Genomic DNA, 23336 nt, shown 5'->3' on the forward strand with positions numbered 1-23336 from the left:
ACCCCCTATTCAAACCTTTTCTTTTCGCTTTCCAAATCATTTGTCTGAATCACCATATTGCCCGCGCGAATGGTATAAGAAAGGGGCACGGGGTTGCATCCACCCTTAAATCCGATTGTGGAAATATTCATGACGACATCGCACAGCTTGCAGACAACCTCATGGTCGCCGCGCTCATAATAGCCCGTGGGCCCGCAAATGTCGCAGGCGTCGAGCCCCACCCCATAGGAGTTGGTGTTTGCACTCTTTCTGATGACGATAAACCGTACCTCAGTGCCGTTCGAGGCCGTATAGATAAATCGGTGGAGATGACCGTCGCCGACGTTTTCAAGCGGAATCACGATTTCGCTGCCCACGATATCCATCGGCTCGGCGGGCGAAAGGACGGCCTCACGCTCATCGTAGGCCCTGACCACGGTCAGGCATAGAATCGAGAGCAGATACCCCGCCAGAACAACGGTGCACCAGCGCCTTTGCCTGCGCGATACCGCGCGGATTCTTCGGTGCTGCGCAGGGTTGGAAAAGGAGTCTTTCGGATGCAGGCTTTTGATCCACAGCAGAACGGGCATCAAAATCGTGATGACCATGATGCCGTAAAGGAACCAGTCGTTGTAATTGACAGACATCTTAATAAATTCAAACAGTCCCTTGGACATGGGGATCATTCGCCTTGCCAATAAGAACTGTGCAATGGTTGCGATCTGCTTCACCATATTGACGGCAAGCCCAACGGTCAGCAAAATTCGCACCAGCCGAAAGGACAGGCCTGTTCCGGCTTGATACAGGGCAAGCCCCGAAAGCCCCACAATCAGCAGGCCGCCCAGATACCCAATCGATTTATACAGAAAATCCGTACTGAATACGCTTTGCCCCGCCATCAGGAATTCGGTGGGATACAGGAAGATATCGGGCAGAGCATAGAGCAGCAGCGAAGCCGCCAAAACGGCATATAATACACTCCATATCCTCTCGTGAAGTTCGGGCAGTCTTTTTTGAAGAATGCCCCACAAAAGCATACAGAAAAGAATTTCCGAAAGGATTGCAACAGATAAAATACCGATGTTGAAGTATTCTCTGTTGATGAGAACCGTTGTGGATTTGAGCACCGCCAACAGAAGCGCAGCCGCGACTCCCGCTGTCAGTCCCCAAAGCAACCATTTTTTTTGCTTTTGTTTACCGCCAAGCTGTGAAAGGGCAAACAACATGACCAGAAGAATTCCGGTGGTAAGCGAATTCTGTACAACCTGGATGAGATATTTCAGCATGGTGTTACCACCTCCCTGTCAACGTAAATGAACCGCGCCATGGCAGCCCCGCGCCGAAACGCGAACTGACCATGGCGCGTATCCATATTTTTAGAATGCTGAGTGGTTATGAGATAACAAAATTACCAGACCCGCGGAACATAATCAAAATCCCATTCGGCTACAAGCGGTTCTGTCCAATAGCGCCCGGTGACACCTGTCTCTTTGTCAACATGGAGCAAAAAGCCCTGTGCTTCGGGGTTTTCGATGCTGAACTTCACTTTGTAAGTACCGGCCGCACCAAGCTTGATGTTCGCGCCGTAATGGGGGCCGTCGCTCGCGTTCATCGGCATAAAGGTTCCCTCCACCTTTGTTTTGCCGTCCTCGCTGGTGATTTCATAATTGACCGTTAGGTTCGGAACAAAATCACCTACGCCATAGCCGAGATCATTCTGCAGCGCAGAGATATCCGCCTCGATATGCATATCGGCTTCAGAAGCCGGAAGCCCGGCTCTGTCCGCCGGCTCCATATCCACCGGCTGGAAATACACGGCTGCCACATTCAGCGGGCCAAGCTCCAGATCGTCGCCGATCGGGAATTCCTCAAAGCCGGCTGTTTCGCCGGGCGCGGCCACGTCGCCGCCGGCATCGCTCGAGGCGGAAGCCTCAGGGGTAGAAGCCGCGGGGGTAGAAGCTGTGTCGGTCGATGCGCAGCCTGCGAGGGAAAGCGACATCACCATCGCCATGGCGAGGGAAAAAACAGATACTTTTTTAAGAATCATTGATGATACCTCCTGAAATTTATTTTTCATTTTGCGTCATCCTCCCGGTAGAAGGATGACCGCTAAATCTGATTACTCGGACGGATGATCCGACTGCGGGGCGGCTGATCCCTCCCCGGCGGCCATTCTCATGGCTCTCATTTTTCTCGTTTTCCTGATCTGAACCACAAACGTTACGATCGTCAGCGCGAGCAGAACAGCCTGCGGAATCAATGTTTCCAGCGTGGGATAAATCCCCAGAATATCAACCGAAGTGATACCGGACACCGGCGTGACTCCCACAAGGTTGCCTTCCTGCAGCTCCTTTACACCGGAACCCACAAAGGAGATGGACATGACGAACAACAGAATACTGGTGCCGAGGAAAAACGGCTTCAACGGCAGCTTGATGCTCATGAAACGAATCAGAAGATAGATGATCACAAGCGCCACACAGCCTACGCCAAGGCCAAGCCAGACCATGTTGAGATACGTTTTGGTACCGGCCAGCAACGCCTGATAGAACAGGATCGTTTCAGCGCCCTCCCTGAAAACCGCGAGAAACGCGGCGAACGCGAGGGAAAATACGCTCCCCCGTGTAATAGAGCTTTGAACCTTGCCCTCTATGTAGCTCGTCCAAGCGGCGGATTCCGATTTGGACACCATCCAGTTGCTGACATAAAACAGGACCACCACGGCAAGAAGCATTGTCAGCCCTTCGGTAATTTCCTGATTTGCGCCGCTCGCACCCGACAGGCTATTCAGGATAAACGCCATGATGACGCTCGCGCCCAGGGCAATGACCGATCCCCAATAAACTGCGCCGGTTTTTTCCTTGTTCCCGGATTTGACCAGATAGGCGATGATCGCACCGACGATGATGATGGCCTCAAAGCCTTCTCTTGTTATAATCAGAAGCGAAGCAAGAAAAACCCCCAGCGCGCTCTCTTTTTTGCCATCGAGCTGGTCGGCGTCTTCCCGCAGCAGCCTGGTCAATTCGTCGAGCGAGGCTTTCACTTCCTCGTTTGTGCTGCCGGCGTTTATGGCCTTTTTCGCAAAACTGAACTGATATTCCACTGTTGCCGCACGGTTCCCCGATATATGCGCCATCACCGTTTTTTCAAAGCCCAGCTTTTCATAGTACGAGTAGTAGGCAACATCGACTTTCTCTTTCGCGGCTTTCGCTTCTCCCGATACATACAGATCGTAAGACTCATCCAGAACGGATTCCATTTCGTCCACAACATCGTTCCATGTCTCATGGGCAGTGGCAGCGGACGCCGCTATGGAAAACGAACTGACAAGAACCAGCATCAGTGTAATTACAGCAAATATCTTTCGCACCTTTCACCCTCCTTTCCATAAATGATAAACACACAGTGGCGGCATATGACCGACATCCCTGCCGGTACCACAACACACCATATATAAAGTTAGCTCCCCCTAACAAAAAGTACAAGAACCAGTTCTGAAAATCCGGATGGCTCCAGATTGGTTTCTGAGAGGTCTTGGGATAAAAAATACGGCTGCGGCTGTGAAAAACCATTGTTTTCACAGCCGCAGCCACGATTTATACGATAATTTTGCGGGCCAATTCTCCGCCTATGGCAATGCGCTTCTCCTGAATGCCGACAATAATGGTATCGTCAAATTGTTTTAATACAATCAATATTTCACAATCCTCTGTGATTCCAACTTCTTTCAGAGTATCTCTCGTTCTGTCCTCTACCCAAATTGCCTTGACCTGGTGCATTTCACCAACCGACGCCAACGATAAAAGCATCACGACCAATCCTTTATGAATATGTATTTGGACAATCAGCAGCATATCAAAAAGACCTACCCTGCCCATAAACATATTTTAGAATCGTCTAACGCAAAGCAAAAGAACCAGACTCAACGTCTTGCATGGCTCCAGAATCATGATCGTGCCATGCCGCAGAAAGGCGCTCAACCGCGTCGGGGATATCTTTCAGCGGGATTCCCCCATAATTCAAAAGCACCGTCGCGCTTTGGCCTTTTTCAGGGCGGCTCCAATAGTGAGAGGTTGGATACACGCCTACACCTGCCCTGCGGGCCCGGCTGATCAATTCCTGCTCTGTGATCGGCCACTCGGCCCGAACCAGCAGATGCAGCCCGGCATGAAATGCCGAAATATGTATGCTGTCTCCAAATCGATCGTTCAGAGCATCGACCAGCGCCTCGCATTTGATCCGCTGCGCCTTTTTCATTTTTCTCAGGTGGCCTTCCCAAAGGCCTTCCTTCATAAACATCTCCAGTGGTTTTTGCGTCAGGAACGAAACAAACGGAGTATAGTTGTCGAACCGCCTGTGCAGCTGATCCAGCAGCTTTTCCGGAACCACCATATAGGAAACGCTGAGGCACGGAAATAGCACATTCGAGAAGCTGCCAATGTAGAAAACCCTGTCCGCACAGAGGGATTGAACGGAGGGAAGCATCCTGACGCCATGCTGAAAGTGGCAGTTATAGTCGTCTTCGATGATAAAGGCGTCCTTTTGCCTGGCCCACTCCACAAGATCATTTCGCCGGGACAAGGGCATCACAATCCCTGTGGGGAATTGATGGGAAGGGGTGATATACGCCGCGATCGCATTGGTCGCTGAGAGCACCTTTACATCCGCTCCATGCTTATCAAGTCCCATCGGACATATATTCAGGCCATTGTTCCGGAAGGTGGTGCGTGACTGATCATAGCCCGGCTCTTCCAGGGCAATATCCAGTCCTCTATTAAACGATTTCAAAAGCTGGCAGGCAAGGTCCAGGCAAAACTGCGTGCCCGTTGTCACAATGATCTGTTCCGCGGTGCAGCTGACGTCCCGGTAATTCAGGATGTGTTTTTGTATCTCTGAACGAAGCCCTGCTTCACCGAAAACCGATTTTTGCAGAGCCAAATCTTCTTTATAGTCATGAAAGCACCTGCCGATCAGTCTTTGCCACAGGTTGCAGGGAAGATCGGAATGAAGAAGCTTCCCGCTCTTAAAATCATAGAGAACATCCTGATTTGGTGTTTCATCGGATTCGTCCTGATGGTGGCAAGTGCAGGCGTCACAACATTTGCCGGTGATACGGCAATCGCAGAAATCATGACAAATGCAGGAGTCACAGCAAGAGCGGGAGTCGCCTTGCTGAAATGTTTCCATATCCAGAGCTTCCACATAATACCCTTTTCGCTGGATGCTTGTAATAAAGCCCTCCGCAAATAGCTGACCGTAAGCCAGTTCAACGGTATTCCTGCTGAGATGCAGTTCTGTAGACATTGTCCGGCTCGACTGAAGTTTTGTTCCGGGCTTGAGTGTCCCGTTTACGATATCCGCCTTAATCCCCTCATACAATTGGGTATACAGCGGCATTTTACTACTTTCATCTATGATCACCATATGCCCGTCCCCTCTCAAAATACGATGATGTCATGAGCTCTGATCAACACTCGTTGGCCGCAACTGTGTCGAAGCTCTAAGTTAGTCTCTTCTAACTATACTGGCTTTTATTGTAAATTGCAATATTGTTGCCTGCATTCACGGTATCGCCTTTTCAATTTATCGCCAGGGTTTTCGTACCGACAGAGTTCAATAAAATAGCAGAATACAAAACACAGGTTGATACTGTGACTTTTATAATTTAAAAACAGAGTTATCTGTATAAGAGCTAAATCATGGGATTGTGTTTTTCTCCGAACTAAAAACAACAGAAACTGCCCGCCGTTCTTCTCTTTTCAACATCATAGAAAAAACGAAAGGATACCACCCTTTGCGGGCAGTATCCTTCCTGTTTTATTACAAGACTAAAGATTCTCAAACGGAGCGATGATCTCACTGATTTTCGCCATCATCTCATCGTCAATGTCCCAGGTCAGGCAATGGATATTCTGTTCCAGCTGCTGAATCGAGGAAGCACCCCCGATGATGGAGGTGACCTCCGGCTTTTGTCTCAGCCAGTTTAAGGCGATCTCGTTCATGGGCTTCCCGTATTCATCCGCAAGGTTCTTCAGCTTTTCCCCTGCCTCAAAATACTGCTCGAACTGGGGGCCCACCAGCTTTGGATTTTCATTTCGGATATCATTCCTGGAAAAAGTGATCCCAGTATGGAATTTGCCCGCCAGCAGCCCCTGGAACAGTGGGCTGTAAGGCAAAAACGCCTGACCGTGTTTTCTGACGGCGGGCAGCACTTCCTTTTCCGTGCGGTAATCCAGCGGAATACCGTGATAGCTGGTGGTGTTGCGTTCCAGCATATTATACAGGCTCTGCTGACAATGGACCTGTGTCAGCTTCATCATTTTTTCCACATCCGCCTGAGAAAAATTACTCAGCCCGACATAACGGATTTTCCCGGCCCGTTTGATCTCCTCCAATGCTTCGGCGGTTTCCTCCAGCGGCACGTTGGGATCCGGCCAATGCATCTGGTAGATATCAATATGGTCTGTCTGCAGCCTGGTCAGGGTTTGATCGATTTCCTTCATCAGGCTTTCTTTGGAAAGATTGTTGGTCGTTTCGTGTGCATCGTTCCAGAGAAGCCCGCCCTTTGATGCAATCAGAACCTTATCTCTCAAATGCCCTTTCTTCAGGGCCATTCCCAGAACCTTTTCCGAATGTCCCCACCCATATACGGGGGCCACGTCAAAAAAGTTGATTCCCAAATCAATCGCTTTGTGGATGATATCAATGGATTTCTTATCATCCGTCGAATCCCAGTCACCGCCGAAATTCCAACACCCCACACCAATGATGGAGATTTCTTCCTCTATCATTTTCACCTTTTTGTAAAGCATATCCGTGTACCTCCATTGCTCTCAAAATTGTATTGTTCAGTTTCTTTTTTTTCGCACCTTATCCAGAACAACCGCTATTACAATCAGGGAACCGATGATGATTTCCATGATAAAAGAATTGATCCCCAAAAGGGTTCCCCCCTGCCGCAGGGTAGCCATGATCATGGCGCCCAGCACCGCGCCGATTACAGAGCCCTCGCCGCCGTCCAGGCTGGCTCCGCCGACCACTGCGGCCGCGATGGCGTCCAGCTCATACCCCGTGCCTGCATTCGGAACTCCGTTGCCGAGTCTGGAAGCGAGGAGGATTCCTGCTACACCGCACACGCTGGAGCAGAATATGTATACGCCGTACACCACGGAGCGCACGCGGATGCCGCTCAGCCTGGCGGCCTCTTTGTTGCTGCCGTAAGCGTACATGTTGCGCCCGAAGGTAGTCTTTTTCGCGATGAATAAACCGATGCAGACGAACACGGCCCACGAAAGAAACAGATAGGGAATTCCGAGCATGCTGTCTGCCGCGAAATTGGTAAATACCTTTGGAAGATCCGATATGGTTTTTGCGCCTGTAATCAGTAAAATAAAATTTCTGACGATGGTCAGGGAGCCCAGTGTGGCAATGAAAGGCGGGACGTTTGCATCATACACCAGAATTCCGTTGAACAGACCCACCAAAGCGCTGGACGCGATCGCCAGCAAGATGGCGATCGGGATGGGCACGCCGTTCACCATAGCCATAGCGACAATCACGCCGGAAAGCCCGACCACGGAACCGACGGAGATATCGATTCCCGAGGAAGTGATGACAAACACCATTCCGATTGCAATGATGCCGTAGATAGAAGCCTGTTTCAGGAGCTTCATCAATGTTTCTAACTGGAAAAACACCGGGGATGTATTCCCGAAAAACAGGAACAGCACTGCAAGAATGCCAACCAGAAGCAGCTCTGTTTGATAGCGTGCCAAAAAGCTGTTATATTGTCTTTGTTTCAATGATTTATTTTCTGCTGTCATCGTTTACTCCTTTCCCTTTATCCCGGAGGCCAGGCGAAGAATCCGTTCTTCCTGAAATTCGTCTCTGGATAAAATCCCGGTCTGCTGCCCCTCATACATGATCAAAATCCGATCGGCCAGCCCCATTACCTCAGGAAGATAGGAGGAAATCATAATGATCGTTTTTCCTTCTTTGATCAAGGTTTCAAAGATTTTATAAATCTCCAGCTTGGCGCCGACATCCACACCCACGGTCGGCTCGTCAAAAATGAACAGATCACTGTCCTGCTCCAGCCATTTGGAAATAACGACCTTTTGCTGGTTCCCGCCCGAAAGATTCTTGACCCGCTGGTAAACAGACGGCGTTTTGATTCTGAGCTTATCGCAGAAGCTTTTGGCGATTTTAACGCTTTCCTGATTATTCACCACGCCAAACCGACTGATTTTATTCTGGGCCACCATATTGATATTGTCTGAAACGGATAACCCCAGCGCCAACCCCTGCGCACGTCTGTTTTCGGGAAGCAGAGCGATCCCTGCCTTGATGCCCTGCGTCGGCTTGACATAATCCGCTTGTTTTCCGTGAAGGGTGACGGTACCGCCGTCTTTGACATCGGCGCCGAAAATACTTCTGACAATTTCCGTCCGCCCGGAGCCGACCAGGCCGAACATGCCGAAGATCTCCCCTTTTCTTACCTCAAAGCTGATATCGGAAAATGCCTTTCCCCTGGATATATTGTCAACCTTCAGTATCGTTTCCCCTGGAGCCTGATGCTGAATTTGGTACATATTTTCCACATTTCGGCCGACCATCATGGAGATCAGCTGATCCTGTGTGGTTTGGTCGATCGGAACAGTACCCACCAACGCGCCGTCCTTCAGCACGCTGGCCCGGTCACAGATGGAAAAAATCTCTTCCATCCGGTGTGAAACGTACAGGATTCCCACCCCGCTGTTCTTTAGCTGCTTGATCATTTGAAAAAGCTGCTGGGTTTCATCGTTCGTCAGCAATGCGGTGGGCTCGTCAAAAATGACCAGTTTGGCTTTTTGAAATATGGTCTTGCCGATTGCGACCATTTCCTGCTGCGCCACCGACAATGTTCGGATAATCGCTTTGGGATCGACATGCACGTGAATGGATTCCAAAATCTCTTGCGTGGCCCGATTGATCTTTTTGAAATCAACGGTACCGAGCTTCGTTTTGGGCAGCTGCCCCATAAAAAAATTTTCGGCAACAGACAGGTGCTGCGCGAGATTGACATCCTGATAGACCGCGCCGAATCCAAAGGATTGGGCCTGAACGGGGGACCGGGCTTCTTTTAATTCGCCCTCCACATAGATTTCGCCCGCCGTTTTGGAATAAATGCCCATCAGAATTTTGATGACGGTGGACTTTCCTGCGCCGTTTTCCCCAATCAGGGCGTGAACTTCCCCGGGGTAGACCTCTAAATCCACTCCGGACAAAGCGCGTACACCCGGGAAATCCTTTACCAGTCCTTTTATGGCGACGATTGGCTGTTTTTGCGTTTGCATACGAACCTCCATGTCTGAAAATCAGACTTCCTCCGCCAATCATTCAGGCTCGGAACCATCGGCTTCGGAAGTCTGATTTTACACGTTTAGAAAGTATCGATTCTTTATTTGCCGGGATACAGCAGCTTCTGCACCGCATCCTCCTGGATGTTCTTTTTCGTCACCAGTGTGGTCTCAGAAACCTTATCTTTTTCCAGGTCCTTGCCCTCGAGCTTCGATACCGCGGCCAATACGCCGTTGTAGCCCATTCCGAAAGGATCCTGAACGACGATACCGGTCAGATTGCCGTTTTGAATCGCATCAATTTCGGTATCGTCCGAGTCAAAGGCATAGGTAACGATCTTGTCGCCCTTTTTGCTCTGTTCCATCGCTTTTGCAATGCCGTCGCCCATGTGGTTGTTGTCGCCGAAAATCCCGATCAGATCCTGATTGGCCAGAACCAGGTTATCGGCTGCGTCGAGCGCTTTCTGAATGTCGTTGTCGCAATACTGGGTTTCGAGAACAACGATGCTCGGAACAAGGCGCTTGATTTCATCCGTGAACCCCTTGCAGCGCGCCTGATTGACAGCCGAACCGGAATCCGCGCTGATCAAAGCCACTTTTTTGCCCGCGGGGTCAATGCCCTTCGCCTTCCACTGATCCACCATATCCGCCGCCGCGGTCGCTGCGGCAATCGCGTGATCCGTTGCGATATGCTGGGTGTACGCGTCTGTTTCCAGCTTGTTGTCGACCGTTACCACGGGAATCCCCGCTGCGTTTGCCTGCTCAACAGCCGGCACGGTGGAGGTGGAGCTGATGGAAGCGAGCACGATGCCGTCCGGCTTCGCAGCGATTGCATTTTCCAGAATGGTCACCTGCTTATCAATATCTGTTTCCGAAGCAGGTCCGTCTGTTGTGACCTTAATTTTCCCGTTGCTTTCCTCTGCCGCGGCCTTCGCCCCCAGCAAAAGCGTCTGCCAATAAGAGGAGTCGGTTGCTTTGATGATCACGGTAACATTATAGGTGTCTTTCCCCGCGCTGGAAGCCCCGGACCCGCCGGATGACGCCGGCGCGGGTGTTGTCGTACCCCCGCAGGCCCCAAGGGATACGGCCATTGCAGCCGCCAGGAACACTGACAAGACCTTCTTTTTCATAATACAAACATCCTCCATTTCTTTGATATAAAAAATATATAACAGAAAAATTTCTGTTAACGATAAAGGATTTCTACGGTGTGGAACCGGTTCCACATCATTTGCAGGAAATATGTCATCTCCGCTTGCTTTCAGATCCCTTCAGTTCCAATTTGCAGGGTACCACCCATATGTTTCTGTTGCCGTCCGGTTCCGCCATGCGGCGCATCAGCAATCTCATCGCCATTTTTCCCATTTCCTCCGTATCACGGGAAACACAGCTGAAATGAAACCCCAGCGCATCCAGCGTAGGAATAAGATCGATTCCAACGACGGCAATGTCTTTCCCGACGGTAATTCCGGCCTCTACCATCGCCTTGAGAAAGCCCATGCTTGTGCGGTTGTTTGTGGTCACCATGGCATCCGGCAGGTCCCCTGAAGCAATCATCTGCTTCATCAGATCATAAGCCGTATCTGTGGTGAAATCGCCCTTCCATACATCTTTATCGCAGATCACCTTGTGATACGACGCCATCGCGTCCTTAAAGCCCCGGTAACGCTCTCTTGCGATTTTCAGCTGCATATCCCCCAGAATGATCCCGATTCTTTCGTTCCCCGCCTTAATCAGGCTCTCTGCCGCAAGATAACCGCTTTCATAGTTTTGAAAATAAACGGTATCCCACTCCGAATAATCAAAATCTCTGTCGACCACGACGATGGGAACCGCCAGCTTGGAGAGCGCCGCTTTGATTTTATCAATGGATTCCAGCCCATAGCCCATGGCGGGCGTGATGATGACCCCCCTGACCCGCTGCTGCTCCAGCATGCCCAGTGCTTTCAGTTCTTTTTCACCGCTGTTCTGCGTGTCGCAAAAAATCAGGGAAAAGCCGTTTTCATCGGCCATTTCGGTAATTCCCTTTAACACCTCAGCAAAAAAGGGGTTGTCGATTTCGGGGATCACCACACCGATAATACTGCTTTCCTGCTTGGAAAGGCTTACTGCAGCCGCCGAGGGCTTATATTGGTGTTCTTTGATCACCTTCTCAATTTTCTGCCTCGCCTCATTGCTGACATAGCCATTGTTATTGAGCACTCTGGACACTGTGGATTTGGAGACTCCGGCCAATTCAGCCACTTCTTTGATCGTTAGCATAATGAAAACCTTATTCCATTTCAGTATTTATAAAACCGTTCCCACTATAAAACTCTATGTATTTTGTCTAACAAATATCAATATTTTAGAAATGATCAAATCAAATTTGCCAATAAAAAGGTTAAAACATAAACAAACAGACTCTTCAAACGCTCAATAAAACCTCTTGTTTATGGAACCGATTCCATATCTTTCCTTTATCATAATAGGATCAAACTGCAAAGTCAACTGGTAATGTTGAAAGGATTAGGCAAGCGCCGTTTGTTTAATTTTTATAAAAACTATTCTGGTGCGGTCGAAATTTAATAGTATCTGTCGAACATGGTCGCAGCTGCATCTATCGTTTCGATACAAGACAAGGAATGCCCGCTCCCCTTGCGGCAGATGTCAGCCGTGGTTCATCATCCCAGGCATCGTCAAAAAAAGCGGACTGTAAACCGGTTTACAGTCCGCGACTTCATTCGTGCAATATACATAGATAAGATTGTTTAAAGAATGGTGATAAAACGGAAATCTCCGCTCCCTCTGCCTATAAAATTTCCTGTGTTTTCCCTTTGGCAGGGGTTATTTTGCGGACGGATTTTCACACACGCCGACAAACAGAAGAGTACCGTCGGGTGCGGCGATCCCGTAAAGGAACGGACGGTCTAAAATCATTTCGGCTTTGTCCAGTGCTATTGGTGCCGAGGTCGAAACCGCAACCTCGGTAAAGGCCGATGCTTCCACTCCGTTTTCATCAACCGCGATGTGAGTTTCCTGTCGGATATCTGAAACAGACGCCATCTGATCCGTAATGCCGGAAAAGTCTGCGCTCTGTTCAAAAGCGGAATGAATTCCCAAGGCCTTTAACGCATCGATCGGCTCAATCTTTGCTCCGAAGTCGAATTTCGGCATTTTCCAGACAACCTCTCCGTTCTGATCTTCCCCGCCCTCAAAAGCACTCTGCATTTTCTCGGGGGTAGACAACAGTTCCCGGGGAGAAATCCCTTTGTTTGGAAGAATGAAGATCATCTTCCCGCCGTTTTTTAAGGAAAGGCTCGAGCGAATGAAACCATCCCCTTTATAAAAGCTGCCGGATGAGTTCGTTCCATTCATAAAGTCAGTATTGATCGTAGTGCCGTCTGCCGAATGAAACGTATCTGCGGCTGTTTTCGCCGAATCGAACTTGTTCGTCCACTCGTCATAAAAATAAACCGTATTCAGGATGGAAAGAATCTTATCCTTAGAGATTTCAAACTGAGGCTCCAAGGTACCGTTCGTATGCTCAGACACCCACTTGCCCATGGCCTGCGCCGTTTTCGGATCGGAAAAATCCACGCTGAAGGAAGAAGCATAAAAATTCTCGGCGGCATTTTTGACGAAATCCTGTTTCCAGGGTACGCTCTGATTCATCCAGACGGAGTTTGCGATCTTCAGCTTTCCGATCTCGTTATCTGTGTAAAGCTGCCGGTACAGATTTCCGCACTGCACGGAAAGCGCCGCCTGGTCGGGCATGTTCAGCAGGGAAAGCATTTCATCCGCCGTTTCTCCCCGCGCACCGGAGGCAGTGATCGCCAACGCGTAATAAAGGGATAACGGAGAATAGTTGCTGTTCCCGCTGCTGCTTGCCAGTAGTTTCGATCCGGTTTCATAGGAAAATCCGTTCACGGCTTTCAGAAAGGTATCCTCCACCGGATTGTTCTTCAGCACAGCTTGTTTTGCGTCCCAATCGTTATAGGAATAAGCCTTCGGGAACCCAACGCTCAGCAGCTCGCCGCCGGGGCCGCTCGAGCCATGAGGAAGGGTGAAAACAAACGTAAACACCAAAATGGCACAAGCCGCAAGCGCGGTCCATTTTTTCCAGGGCTTTATGATTGGTTTCAGACTGATTTCTCTCGCCTCTTCCACCAGCTCATCCGGTACATTCGTGATCGCATCAAATATCTGCTTTTCTTTCACAGCAAAATTTCCTCCTTTTCAAGGGTTTCTTTGAGTTTTTTGCGCAGGCGATAAATCCGCCCGGCCAGTTTGACCGGCGTTGTCAGACTTTCTTCCGCAAGAGCCTTCAAGGTGTCGCCGAACCAATAGCGCCGTAAGAACAAAACACGATCATCCTGAGACAGGGATGACAGCCATTTTGTAATCACGTCCGTTACGATGCTCAGATCGATCTCCGCTTCTGTTGTCTGTGATGCGGGAATACAATCAGAAAGCTCTGAAAGCAGTACATCCGCACCCGCCGCGCCGCCGCGTTTTTTCGTGTGATTTTCATGCCAGCGGTTGATGGAAAGATTGCGTGTGATCCGCCCCAAAAAAGCGGAAAGACAGTTCGGATGATGCGGCGGCATTGTGTTCCAGGCTTTTTCATACGTATCGTTCACACATTCCTCGCTGTCCTCATGATTGGATAAAATGTTGAGTGAGATCCGTTTCAGCATATGGCCGTATTTCGTACCGCTCTCACTGATAGCGGCCTCGTCCCGAAGCCAGTACAGCTCGATGATTTGAAGATCGTCCATCCATACCCTCCTTTCCTCTCGTTCTGAAGTATCCTCTATTTTATAGACAGGATTTTGGGAAGAATATTTGCTGAAAACAGTAAAAATTTTCCTGTATAACGTTTTTTTCTTCGCGTATGTACCATCGAAATTCGGATTTAATATACCACATGTATAATACACATGAAAATATACAGAAAACCCATGTTCCAATTGACTTTGGCCCATGGGTTTTTATCGTCAGAACATTGATTACAATCCATTTCTAAAACGACAGAAAATAAACCTTCACGATTGCCGGCATGGCCTGCCCGCCTGTGATGTTCCCTTTATCGGGAACGCCTGAGAACCTGCGTAACATGGCGGATAGACGAAATGTTCACGCTTTCACAACAGGTGTAGCCGCCGGCTATCTTCTGGCCCAATTGACATGCGCTCCAGTCCGGGCGGTTTGCTTTTGAACATACCGGATTCCAGCCCCGCTTCGTTATCTGCCTTCAAAATATTTTATCATAAAGATGGTATACCACATACTCAATGAGCTCTATCAAAAACAGTATCGCACACAGCAAAGCCACGGTACCCAATACGAGCACCGCCATATCTGGAAGCTCTCTTTGAAAAACAATGTAGTAGTTTCCACCGATCAAGACGATCAAATTCAGCAACAGAACGAACACTGTAAATCTTGCAGAAGACTTTGCCGATTCGGCTCCTTTTCCATCCGGTCTCAGAACCATCCTGATATTGGAAAATACCATCGCAACACACATTGCAACCGGAATCACTTTTGACGCCGGTACCGCAAGGGCTGAATCATGCCAAATGGATAAAATCATATCATGAAGTTTATATTCAACAGAAACGATTGCGATCGCCCAAAACGCGGCAAGCAGGTATGCTGCAAGCAAACTGTCATGATATCTTTTCATATTTTGTTTCGTCACTGAAGTTACATTGCGTCTAATATCCAGTGTAAAAATATTGATGAATTTCATTGAACATCTTTCCCCAAGTATTTCTGTCCTCAGCTGTAAAAGAAACAATTCCGTTTCCTTTCATACAGCTCTCTGCTCTGGTCAGAATAATGATTTCTTCGTTTTGATTGACATACCGTCCCTGGATATTGGTAATAGTATTCTTTTCCGGCCGAAAACGGCGGCAATCTATGAACTCTTTATCTCGTTCATAGCAGCCTGTCTAAAGACCGATGATTCCATACTCTTTCAGGTTTCGAAGGCTTTACTTTCGCTTATGCTGTGAGGTTATTATAGCATGAGAAGCCGTCGTGGACAACGTTAAAGGCTTCCTCTGCCCGGGTAATCCCACAACCGGGTCTCATTGCCGATCTCTTTAAAAACCGGAATTTTTCTCTGATCGGCGACTAAATCCCCTTTTGAAAAATGAGAGAGGAAGACCGCAATCATTTATTTATAAAAATTGCACATTTCATCCGGAATGACTTTTTGATAATTGGAGGGTAATCTAAAATCTTGAAAAAGCTATTGACAAGTCAATACGGAAAGCTATATGATAGCGGCATAAAGAGAATATTCCATAAACAATGGCGTTTTGAAAATTACTTTTCAAAGCGCCTTTTTTGTTTTCCTTTTGGAATTCATGCTTCGGAGGCAAGCAGAGCATTCCCGGCGCACTTTTCTTTATCAGATCATAAATAATTTCATCATCTTTATAAATTAAAGAATGAAATAATCATTTACAGGAGGAGCTCATGAAATCTAAAACAGATGCCCTGACGATTAACAGGAGCCGGCTGCAAGCTAATCTGCTGGAGCTTTCTGCAATCGGGAAAAATCAGCAGGGCGGAATTGACCGATGGCTGGGCAGTGAGGCGGATTCTTCCGCCCGCAGGTGGCTGCGGGACTACTGGGAACACCACACAGACACAGAATTTCATACAGATGCGATCGCCAATCTGTGGGCAAAAAGTGCGGGGATGCTTCCCCTTGCCCCTCTGGTAATCGGTTCACATCACGACACCGTTCCAAACGGGGGAATGTACGACGGAGCGCTGGGCGTGTTAATGGCTACCGAAATTCTGCAGACGCTTCAGGAATCCGGCAAAAAGCTGCGCCATCCCCTCTGGGTCGTATCCCTTACCGCAGAAGAACCCAATCCGTTCAATGTGTCTACTTTGGGCAGCAAGGTACTGGGCGGAGTGCTGAAATACAAGGACCTGAAAGACGTCACTCATATGCAGACCGGCCAGACCCTGGCGGACGCCATCTGCCGGATCGGCGGAAATCTGGAGGAGATCGATTCTCTGCAAATTGGGCAGGGGCAGATTGCGGCCTTTCTGGAATGCCACATCGAGCAAGGGCGGCGGCTGGCCGACCAAAAGCTCCCCTCGGCTGCGGTCTGCAGCATCACCGGGATTTACCGCGAAATCATCACCGTAACTGGTGTTGCCAATCACGCCGGCACCACGGTGATGAGAGACCGGCAGGATGCTCTCTGCGCCGCGTCCGAGGTGGTTCTGCTGGCTGAAACATCCGCGGCGGCACTGCACAGCGACGAAGCCGTTGCCACCGTGGGCTTTTTGCAAATCAGGCCCAACTCGACGAACATCATCCCCGCGTCGGCAGAAATGATACTGGAAATGAGAACATCTGACCCCGCAAAAAAGGAAGAATTTTTGAAACTGTTCACACAGGGGGTAAATCGGATTGCCGAAAGCAGAAAGCTTTCGATCCAGCGGAAAACGATTCTGGATCAGCCGCCCATGCCGATGAATCCCACCGTGATCAAAGCCGTGGAGCAGGGCATTGAGCAAGGCGACCAACCGGTAGTCCAATTGGTGAGCATGGCGGGGCACGATGCGGCACACATGGCCAGAGTGACACGCTCCGGCATGATTTTCACGCAGAGCGTCAACGGCAAAAGCCATTGCGCCGATGAAGCCGCCACGATGGATGACATAGAGTATACCGCAAATGCAATGCTTTCCGCGTTGCTGACCCTGGATGAGGAGCTGGACTAAATGGATTTGTATTATCCGTCTTACTTATACAGCAAAAAACAGTTTTTAAAGGACTATGTTCTGGCGGTGGAAAAGGGAGCCATTCAAAAGGTGGGCCCTTTCGCCGAGCTGCGGGCGCAGTTTCCAAACAGCTATGTACACCGGTGGGAAAATCAGGTGCTGCTGCCGGGTACGGTCAACGCGCACAACCACTCCTTTCAAAGCCTGCTGCGGGGAATCGCGGCAGACCGCCCTTTTCTGGAATGGCGCGACAGATCCCTGTACCGCTACTCCCCCAGAATGCGGCTGGAGGACATTTACAACGGAGCGGTGTTCGCGTTTTCCGAAATGCTGCAATGCGGCGTGACGACCGTATCGGATTTCTTTTACCTGCACAACTACGGCACGGAAAGCGATGAGGCGATCATTCGCGCCGCGCAGGATGTCGGGATTCGTTTGGTGCTGGCCAGAACCATGTACGACTGGGACGGCGCGCCGGAGGGCTACCGCGAAACGGTGTCACAGGCGGTGGAGCGCACGAAAGCACTGGCGCGGATGCACCGGGACGATCCCATGGTGACCGTGCTGCCCGCGCCCCACAGTCTGCACGCCGCCTCGCCGGAAATGATTCAGGCCGGCTATGAGCTGGCAAAGGAGCTCGGAACGGGATTCCACATTCATGTGGCGGAGGAACGCTTCGAGGTGGAAGAGGTCAAAGCGGCGCACAACGGCCTGCACCCGATCGAATATCTGGATCGGCTGGGCGTTCTGGATGAACGCATGATGATGATCCACGGCGTATGGCTCAAGGACAGCGAAATCGATCTGGCCGGGTCGTGCGGCGCAAAGCTGGCCTACTGCCCCTCGAGCAATATGTTTTTGGCGGACGGCATCACCGACATTCCCCGCATGGTGAAAAGCGGAGTAACCGTGGCTTTGGGCAGCGACGGCGCCTGCGGCAACAACCGGATCAGCGTGCTGGAGGAAATGCGCATGGTCTCGCTGCTGCAAAAAGCCCATACGCTCGATGCGCTCTGCGTTAATTACGAGCAGGCGTTCGAAATGGGAACATCGGCGGGCGGCCGCGCGCTGGGCTTGCCTGTGGGAGAAATTGCGCCCGGCTGTTACGCGGATTTCTTCGGGGTCGATCTGGGGGATCTGTCCATGCAGCCCCTGAGCGCATCCATGGAGCAGCTTCTGCCGAATATCGTTTATTCCATGCAGCCCTCCGCCATTCAAAATGTCGTGGTTAACGGGCGGCAGGTTTACAGCAGCGGCGATTTTCTCACGATCAAAAAATCGCGGGTTCTGCTGAAAATCAAGGACACGATGGAGCACCTGCAAAGCGCCTGACCGGAGCAATCATCCATATTTTTAACAAATACAAAACGGAGTGCTCCTCCCCCGCCCGCGGCGGAGAGAAAGCAGGTGGCACTCCGTATCAAAGGAGGAAGCTATGAAACTGACAGCACAAGAGCAAGCCATGCTCGACGGAGAATACGGAACCGGAGTTCAGCTGGCCATGAAGGTGCAGGTTGCGGTGGGCGAAAGCTACGACGCACCTTACATGGTACCCATTACCCGGGCCCACGTGGCACTGAGCAATCAGGAGGCCGACCTGTGGTTTGTGGAAAAGCTCGTCAACGGCGGCGCCGTCTGCCGGGTGCGCCCCACGGTAAACCCCAGCTTCAACTGGGAGCAGTTCAAAGAGTTTACCATGCTTGAGGCGGAGGATGAGGAAATCGTCCGGCGCACGCACGAGGCCTACAAAAAAATCGGCGCGATCATGACCTACAACTGTACCCCCTACCTGGAAAAGAACGTTCCCCGCTTCGGGGAGATCACCGCGTTTTCGGAATCCAGCGCCACGCCGTTTGTGAATTCGGTGTACGGCGCCCGAAGCAACCGGGAGGCCGCCGTCAGCGCCCTGTGCGCCGCCGTGACCGGCGTGGTGCCGTATTACGGCTATCTGCTGGACGAAAACCGCAGGGGCCAGATTCTGGTGGAAGTGGAAGCGGAAATGAAATCCGATTTTGATTACCAGCTGCTGGGGTACTGCACCCCGAAAAAGACCGGCTTCAAGCTTCCCGTGTTCAGCGGCCTGAAAAATCCCGGAAAAGAAGCGCTGATGAACCTGGGGGCGCAGCTCAATACCGGCGGGAACGTGGCGATGTATCATATTCTCGGCTTTACGCCGGAGGCCCAAACCATGGAGGCGGCTTTTCAGGGCGGAGAGCCGGAAGCGGTGGTCAAAATCACGCAGGAGGATCTGGACATCATGCGCAGCGAGCTGACGGATCCCTACGGCAAAATTGATTTCGCGCTCTTCGGGTGTCCTCACCTGACGATCGACCAGATCGCGACAGTCGCCGGGATGGTACAGGGGAAGCGTCTGGCGGTGCCGCTGTTTATCATGACCTCTTCCCTGTCCTGTGTGCTGGCGGAAAAGATGGATTACATGCGGATCATACGGGAGGCCGGGGGCTGGATCGTGTCTGACACGTGCATGGATCAGCCCTGCTGGAAGTTCCTGTATGGCAAAAAAGGGGTTACTGATTCCCCAAAATGTGCTTACTACACGCGCCGCCGCCAGATGCAGTTCGTGGTGACCGAACTGGAAAATGCCGTAACGGCTGCTTTGGAAGGAGAGATTACCCTATGAGCAAGACATTTCACTGTCATAAGATTTCGGAGGGTCAGGCCAAGGGCGAGGTATTGATCTCTGCCGACGACTTTTGCTTTTATCTGGTGGACCCTCAAACCGGCGTGGTGATCGAGAAGAATCACTCCCTGTACGGGCAGAGCATTTCCGGGAAGATTCTGCTGTTCCCCAACGGAAAGGGCAGCTCCGTGGTACAGACGGACGGCATGTTCCAATTAAAGATGAAGGGTACCGAGCCCAAGGCACTGGTGATCCAGAATCCGGACACCACCCTGGTGGCAAGTGCGATTTTAATGGAAATGCCAATGGTGGACCGGCTGGAGCCCGAGTTTTACCAAACCGTTCAAAACGGTGATCTGGCGGAGCTGGACGCCACAAACGGGGTACTGACGCTGCACGCCAGGGAGGAAAATCAATGAAGCCTCTGTTCTGGTTTATCGATGAGGAATGGAAGGATTACGACATAGAAACCGCCGTTCTGCGGGAGCAGTACCCCGACTGCGAGCTGAAATTTTCCAATTACGATTACGAACGCGATCTGGAGGAATTCGGGTACCGCGCAGACGCAATCATCGCGCAGGTGTACGCGCAGATTCCCGCTTCCACCATACAGCGCCTGCAAAACTGCAAAGGGATTGCCGTACTCGGCGGCGGCTACGACCGTATCGATACCGCAGCGGCCCGTGAAAAAGGAATTGGTGTCGCCAACGTGCAGGGCTACTGCGCGGAGGATCTGGCGGATTATGTTCTGGCGGCTGTCTTCCATTTTTACAAGGGACTGACCAAATACCAAAGCAGACTGCAAAACGGAGCATGGGGCGCGCAGGCGGTGGAACGCCTGCCGAAACGGATTTCACAATCTACGCTGCTCATCGTCGGGTGCGGGCGGATCGGCCTCACCGTCGCAAAGCGCTGTCAAAGCCTTGGAATGAAAATCATCGGCTACGACCCCGACCGCGACGCCGCCTTTTTGAACGAGAAGGGTGTGGAAAAGGTTTCTTTGGAAGAAGGGCTCCGTTTGGCCGATTACGTCAGCGTCAATGTGCGGCTGGACGAAAGCACCACCGGCCTTTTGGGAGAGCGGGAGTTTTCCCTCATGAAAAAAGGTGCGTATTTCGTCAACACAGCCCGCGGCGCTGTTCTGAAAGAGGATGAGCTGATCCGCGCACTGGAAACCGGCGTGATCGCCGGCGCAGTGCTGGACGTTATCACACACGAGCCGCCCCGGGAGCACGAACCAATTTTCAGCGCCCCGAACTGCATTGTCACACCACACGTTTCGTACATTTCGCAGGAATCCTTTGAGGAACTGCGCGGCCGCGCGGCCTGGAACGCCATCAAAATGCTGCGCGGGGAACAACCGGCAGACCTGGTAAACTGAATTCTTTGCCTTTATGAGGGGCTTGCTCTTTCATAAAATACAGCTTCGCTGAAAACGGCCTGTGGCTTCCTCTCCGTCTGCGGCAAAAGAAGCCGATGCCCTTCAAACAGGCACTTTCAAGTGAATGCACAACACATGCGGAAAATGAATTGAGACAGGATGAAGGAGAATCTACTATGAGAAAAACATCTGCAAAAATCATTTCTCTGGCTCTGGCCGCCGCCATGAGCACCTCGCTGCTGGCCGGCTGTTCCGGCAGCAGCGAAAGCAAGGCCTCGGCGGAAAGCGGCGCCGCCTCGCAGAGCGCGGCATCCGGCAGTACATCCGGCGGCGTTTACGACGGTACCGTCACGCTGGCGCATTCCAGCTGGATCGGCTTCTACCCGCTTGATCTGGCTGTGGAAAAGGGCTTCTTTAAGGATCACGGCGCAGACGTGAAGGTAGAAATCATCGAAAGCAAATCCGACAGCAAAAGCGCCTTGGCCGCCGGGAAAATTCAGGGCATCGCCACCTCGCTGGACACCAACATCATGAGCGCCGCCAGCGGGATTGACCTGCAGGTGGTTCTGGCGCTCGATACCTCCTCCGGCGGCGATGGTCTGGTTGCGAAGAACGAATTTAAATCCTTTGAGGATTTAAAGGGCAAAACCATCGCGCTTGACACGACCGGCGGCGCAAGCTTCTTCTGGTTCAACTACCTGCTCAAGGAAAAGAACCTGTCCATGAGCGACTTTGACGTGCAGTCCATGGGCTCTGGCGACGCGGGCGCCGCGTTTGCCGCCGGCAAGGTGGACGCCGCCATGACCTGGCAGCCCTGGCTCGACAACGCGAAGAAAACCACCTTCGGCCAGGTACTGCTCTCCAGCAGCGAATACCCCGGCGTTATTGTGGATGCGCTCGGCCTGAGTACCGATTTTATCCAGAAATACCCCGAGACAACGCAGGCCATTATCGACGGCTGGAACGACGCCATCGATTACATGAAGAGCAACCCGGACGACGCGTATAAAATCATGAGCGTACCCGCGGGCATGGAGCCGGACGCTCTGAAAGCCGCCTGTGAAACCGAAGTTCAGTTCTACGGCAAGGACGGCAACAAGACCTATTTCGGAACCGCGGAAAGCAAGGGCGACATTTACAAGATCTCTGAATTTGCCGCACAGCTTTGGGTCGACACCAAAATGGTAAGCAACAAAGCGGATATTGACAAGGTGCTGAATTCCACTTTTGTCAACGCCGCCAAATAATCAGCAAGACGATCTGAATAAAACCCATTCTTCTCTGGGGAGAGCGTTCTTGCTCTCTCCAAGAGATCTTGTTATTTAGAGCGACGTGTGCCGCAGAGAATGGCAGACGGCGCCCTGACGAAAGGAGCTCGTGCTATGGCAGAAAAAACGACGGCGGTTCCCTCCGCAGCCCTGGCCGCAAAATCCGCAAAACGAGAAACGGGGAACAAATCGATGTATGGAGATAAAATAACCGCAGCCTTTCAGCCAAAAGGCAAAATCAAACAAAATACCGCCATGATTCTCGGCATCGTGGCCTTTCTTCTCATTTTAATTTTATGGAGCGGCCTGAGCTACGGAAAAATGGTCGATCCGCTCTTCTTACCCACCCCTACCGCCACCCTTCAGGCAAGCTTGCAGCTGTTCAGCAGCGGCTTCTGGACGGACATCGGCATGACGGTGTTCCGCGTGATGACCGGATTTGTCATCGCGGCAGTTGTGGCGATCCCGCTGGGGGTGCTCATTGGAACCTACGCGCCGATCTCGGCCTTTTTTGAGCCGGTATTCTCGTTCGTGCGCTACATGCCGGCCTCGGCCTTCATCCCCCTGTTCATCTTCTGGATCGGCATCGGTGAAAGCGAGAAGGTTGCCATCATCATTCTGGGCAGTCTGCCGCAGCTGGTTCTGATGACCGCAACCAACATCCGCAACGTACATTCCTCGCTGATCGAGGTTTCGTACACACTCGGCACCAACCGCAAAAACGTGCTGTGGAAGGTCATCCTCCCCAAAGCGATGCCCGATATCACCGATACGCTGCGCATCGTGCTCGGCTGGGCCTGGACGTATGTGATCGTGGCCGAAATGGTGGGCGCGTCCTCCGGCATCGGCTTTAAGATCCTGCAGGCGCAGCGCACCGTAGACGTGGGAAAAATCTTTGTGGGGATTCTGATTCTGGGCCTGATCGGCCTGATCATCGATAACCTGCTGCTGTTCCTGAACAAAAAGCTGTACCCGTGGAACGAATGACA

At 51.2% G+C, this 23336-nt stretch carries 20 protein-coding genes; 7 read left to right on the forward strand and 13 right to left on the reverse strand.

Translation table 11 applies throughout. The annotated features are described in order from the left end of the window. Nucleotides 1-5 precede the first annotated feature (5 nt). The 13 genes from TY09_RS03150 to TY09_RS03210 form a co-directional block, all read right to left on the reverse strand. Entirely contained in the window at nt 6-1265 is a 1260-nt protein-coding gene (locus TY09_RS03150; RefSeq protein ID WP_042431142.1) for a Fe-S-containing protein, read from the reverse strand. Nucleotides 1266-1387: 122 nt separating this feature from the next. After that, nucleotides 1388-2026, reverse strand: coding sequence for an iron transporter (locus TY09_RS03155; protein WP_042431144.1), 639 nt, complete (start codon nt 2024-2026; stop codon nt 1388-1390). Nucleotides 2027-2098: 72 nt separating this feature from the next. Beyond that, the gene (locus tag TY09_RS03160; RefSeq protein ID WP_042431146.1) at nt 2099-3349 is read right to left on the reverse strand and encodes an FTR1 family iron permease; all 1251 of its coding nucleotides are present in this window, start codon (nt 3347-3349) and stop codon (nt 2099-2101) included. A gap of 226 nt (nt 3350-3575) precedes the next feature. Beyond that, nucleotides 3576-3788 (reverse strand): FeoA family protein, encoded by a 213-nt coding sequence (locus TY09_RS03165; protein WP_187119572.1) that lies wholly within the window; start codon nt 3786-3788, stop codon nt 3576-3578. 88 nt (nt 3789-3876) lie between these two features. Then, nucleotides 3877-5403, reverse strand: coding sequence for a MocR-like pyridoxine biosynthesis transcription factor PdxR (gene pdxR / locus TY09_RS03170; RefSeq protein WP_052335544.1), 1527 nt, complete (start codon nt 5401-5403; stop codon nt 3877-3879). A gap of 404 nt (nt 5404-5807) precedes the next feature. Then, nucleotides 5808-6791, reverse strand: a complete 984-nt coding sequence (locus TY09_RS03175; RefSeq protein WP_042431151.1) for an aldo/keto reductase — start codon at nt 6789-6791, stop codon at nt 5808-5810. Nucleotides 6792-6827: 36 nt separating this feature from the next. Then, complete coding sequence (locus TY09_RS03180) at nt 6828-7802, reverse strand: ABC transporter permease (RefSeq protein ID WP_042431153.1); 975 nt, start codon at nt 7800-7802, stop codon at nt 6828-6830. A 3-nt stretch (nt 7803-7805) separates the two neighbouring features. Beyond that, on the reverse strand, nt 7806-9314 hold the full coding sequence (locus tag TY09_RS03185) for a sugar ABC transporter ATP-binding protein (RefSeq protein WP_042431155.1): 1509 nt from the start codon (nt 9312-9314) through the stop codon (nt 7806-7808). Nucleotides 9315-9418: 104 nt separating this feature from the next. After that, nucleotides 9419-10447 carry a substrate-binding domain-containing protein gene (locus TY09_RS03190; RefSeq protein ID WP_042431157.1) on the reverse strand — a complete coding sequence of 343 codons (1029 nt, stop codon included), beginning with the start codon at nt 10445-10447 and terminating at the stop codon, nt 9419-9421. Nucleotides 10448-10562: 115 nt separating this feature from the next. Then, nucleotides 10563-11579: a LacI family DNA-binding transcriptional regulator gene (locus tag TY09_RS03195; protein WP_009064532.1), complete on the reverse strand. Its 1017-nt coding sequence runs from the start codon at nt 11577-11579 to the stop codon at nt 10563-10565. Nucleotides 11580-12143: 564 nt separating this feature from the next. After that, complete coding sequence (locus TY09_RS03200; protein WP_042431160.1) at nt 12144-13517, reverse strand: serpin family protein; 1374 nt, start codon at nt 13515-13517, stop codon at nt 12144-12146. Continuing rightward, nucleotides 13514-14077: an RNA polymerase sigma factor gene (locus TY09_RS03205; protein WP_009064579.1), complete on the reverse strand. Its 564-nt coding sequence runs from the start codon at nt 14075-14077 to the stop codon at nt 13514-13516. The genes TY09_RS03200 and TY09_RS03205 overlap by 4 nt, the downstream gene beginning before the upstream one ends. Nucleotides 14078-14553: 476 nt before the next feature. Then, a complete protein-coding gene (locus TY09_RS03210; RefSeq protein WP_042431162.1) occupies nt 14554-15054 on the reverse strand; it encodes a hypothetical protein in 501 nt (166 codons plus the stop codon). 734 nt (nt 15055-15788) lie between these two features. Between TY09_RS03210 and TY09_RS03215 the strand changes: the two genes are divergently transcribed. The 7 genes from TY09_RS03215 to TY09_RS03245 all read left to right on the forward strand — a co-directional run bounded on the left by TY09_RS03215 (nt 15789) and on the right by TY09_RS03245 (nt 23334). Next, on the forward strand, nt 15789-17057 hold the full coding sequence (locus tag TY09_RS03215) for a hydantoinase/carbamoylase family amidase (protein ID WP_042431163.1): 1269 nt from the start codon (nt 15789-15791) through the stop codon (nt 17055-17057). Then, nucleotides 17058-18389, forward strand: a complete 1332-nt coding sequence (locus TY09_RS03220) for an amidohydrolase family protein (protein WP_042431165.1) — start codon at nt 17058-17060, stop codon at nt 18387-18389. Nucleotides 18390-18492: 103 nt separating this feature from the next. After that, nucleotides 18493-19698: an aconitase X catalytic domain-containing protein gene (locus TY09_RS03225; protein ID WP_042431167.1), complete on the forward strand. Its 1206-nt coding sequence runs from the start codon at nt 18493-18495 to the stop codon at nt 19696-19698. Then, a complete protein-coding gene (locus tag TY09_RS03230) occupies nt 19695-20117 on the forward strand; it encodes an aconitase X swivel domain-containing protein (protein ID WP_042431169.1) in 423 nt (140 codons plus the stop codon). The genes TY09_RS03225 and TY09_RS03230 overlap by 4 nt, the downstream gene beginning before the upstream one ends. After that, nucleotides 20114-21079, forward strand: coding sequence for a C-terminal binding protein (locus tag TY09_RS03235; RefSeq protein WP_042431171.1), 966 nt, complete (start codon nt 20114-20116; stop codon nt 21077-21079). Before TY09_RS03230 ends, TY09_RS03235 begins: the two co-directional genes overlap by 4 nt. Nucleotides 21080-21255: 176 nt before the next feature. Then, complete coding sequence (locus TY09_RS03240; protein ID WP_042431173.1) at nt 21256-22326, forward strand: ABC transporter substrate-binding protein; 1071 nt, start codon at nt 21256-21258, stop codon at nt 22324-22326. Between the two features lie 135 nt (nt 22327-22461). Next, nucleotides 22462-23334 (forward strand): ABC transporter permease, encoded by an 873-nt coding sequence (locus TY09_RS03245; RefSeq protein ID WP_042431175.1) that lies wholly within the window; start codon nt 22462-22464, stop codon nt 23332-23334. The last annotated feature ends 2 nt before the right edge of the window (nt 23335-23336 follow it).

The organism is Faecalispora jeddahensis (assembly GCF_000577335.1).
Classification (GTDB): domain Bacteria; phylum Bacillota; class Clostridia; order Oscillospirales; family Acutalibacteraceae; genus Faecalispora; species Faecalispora jeddahensis.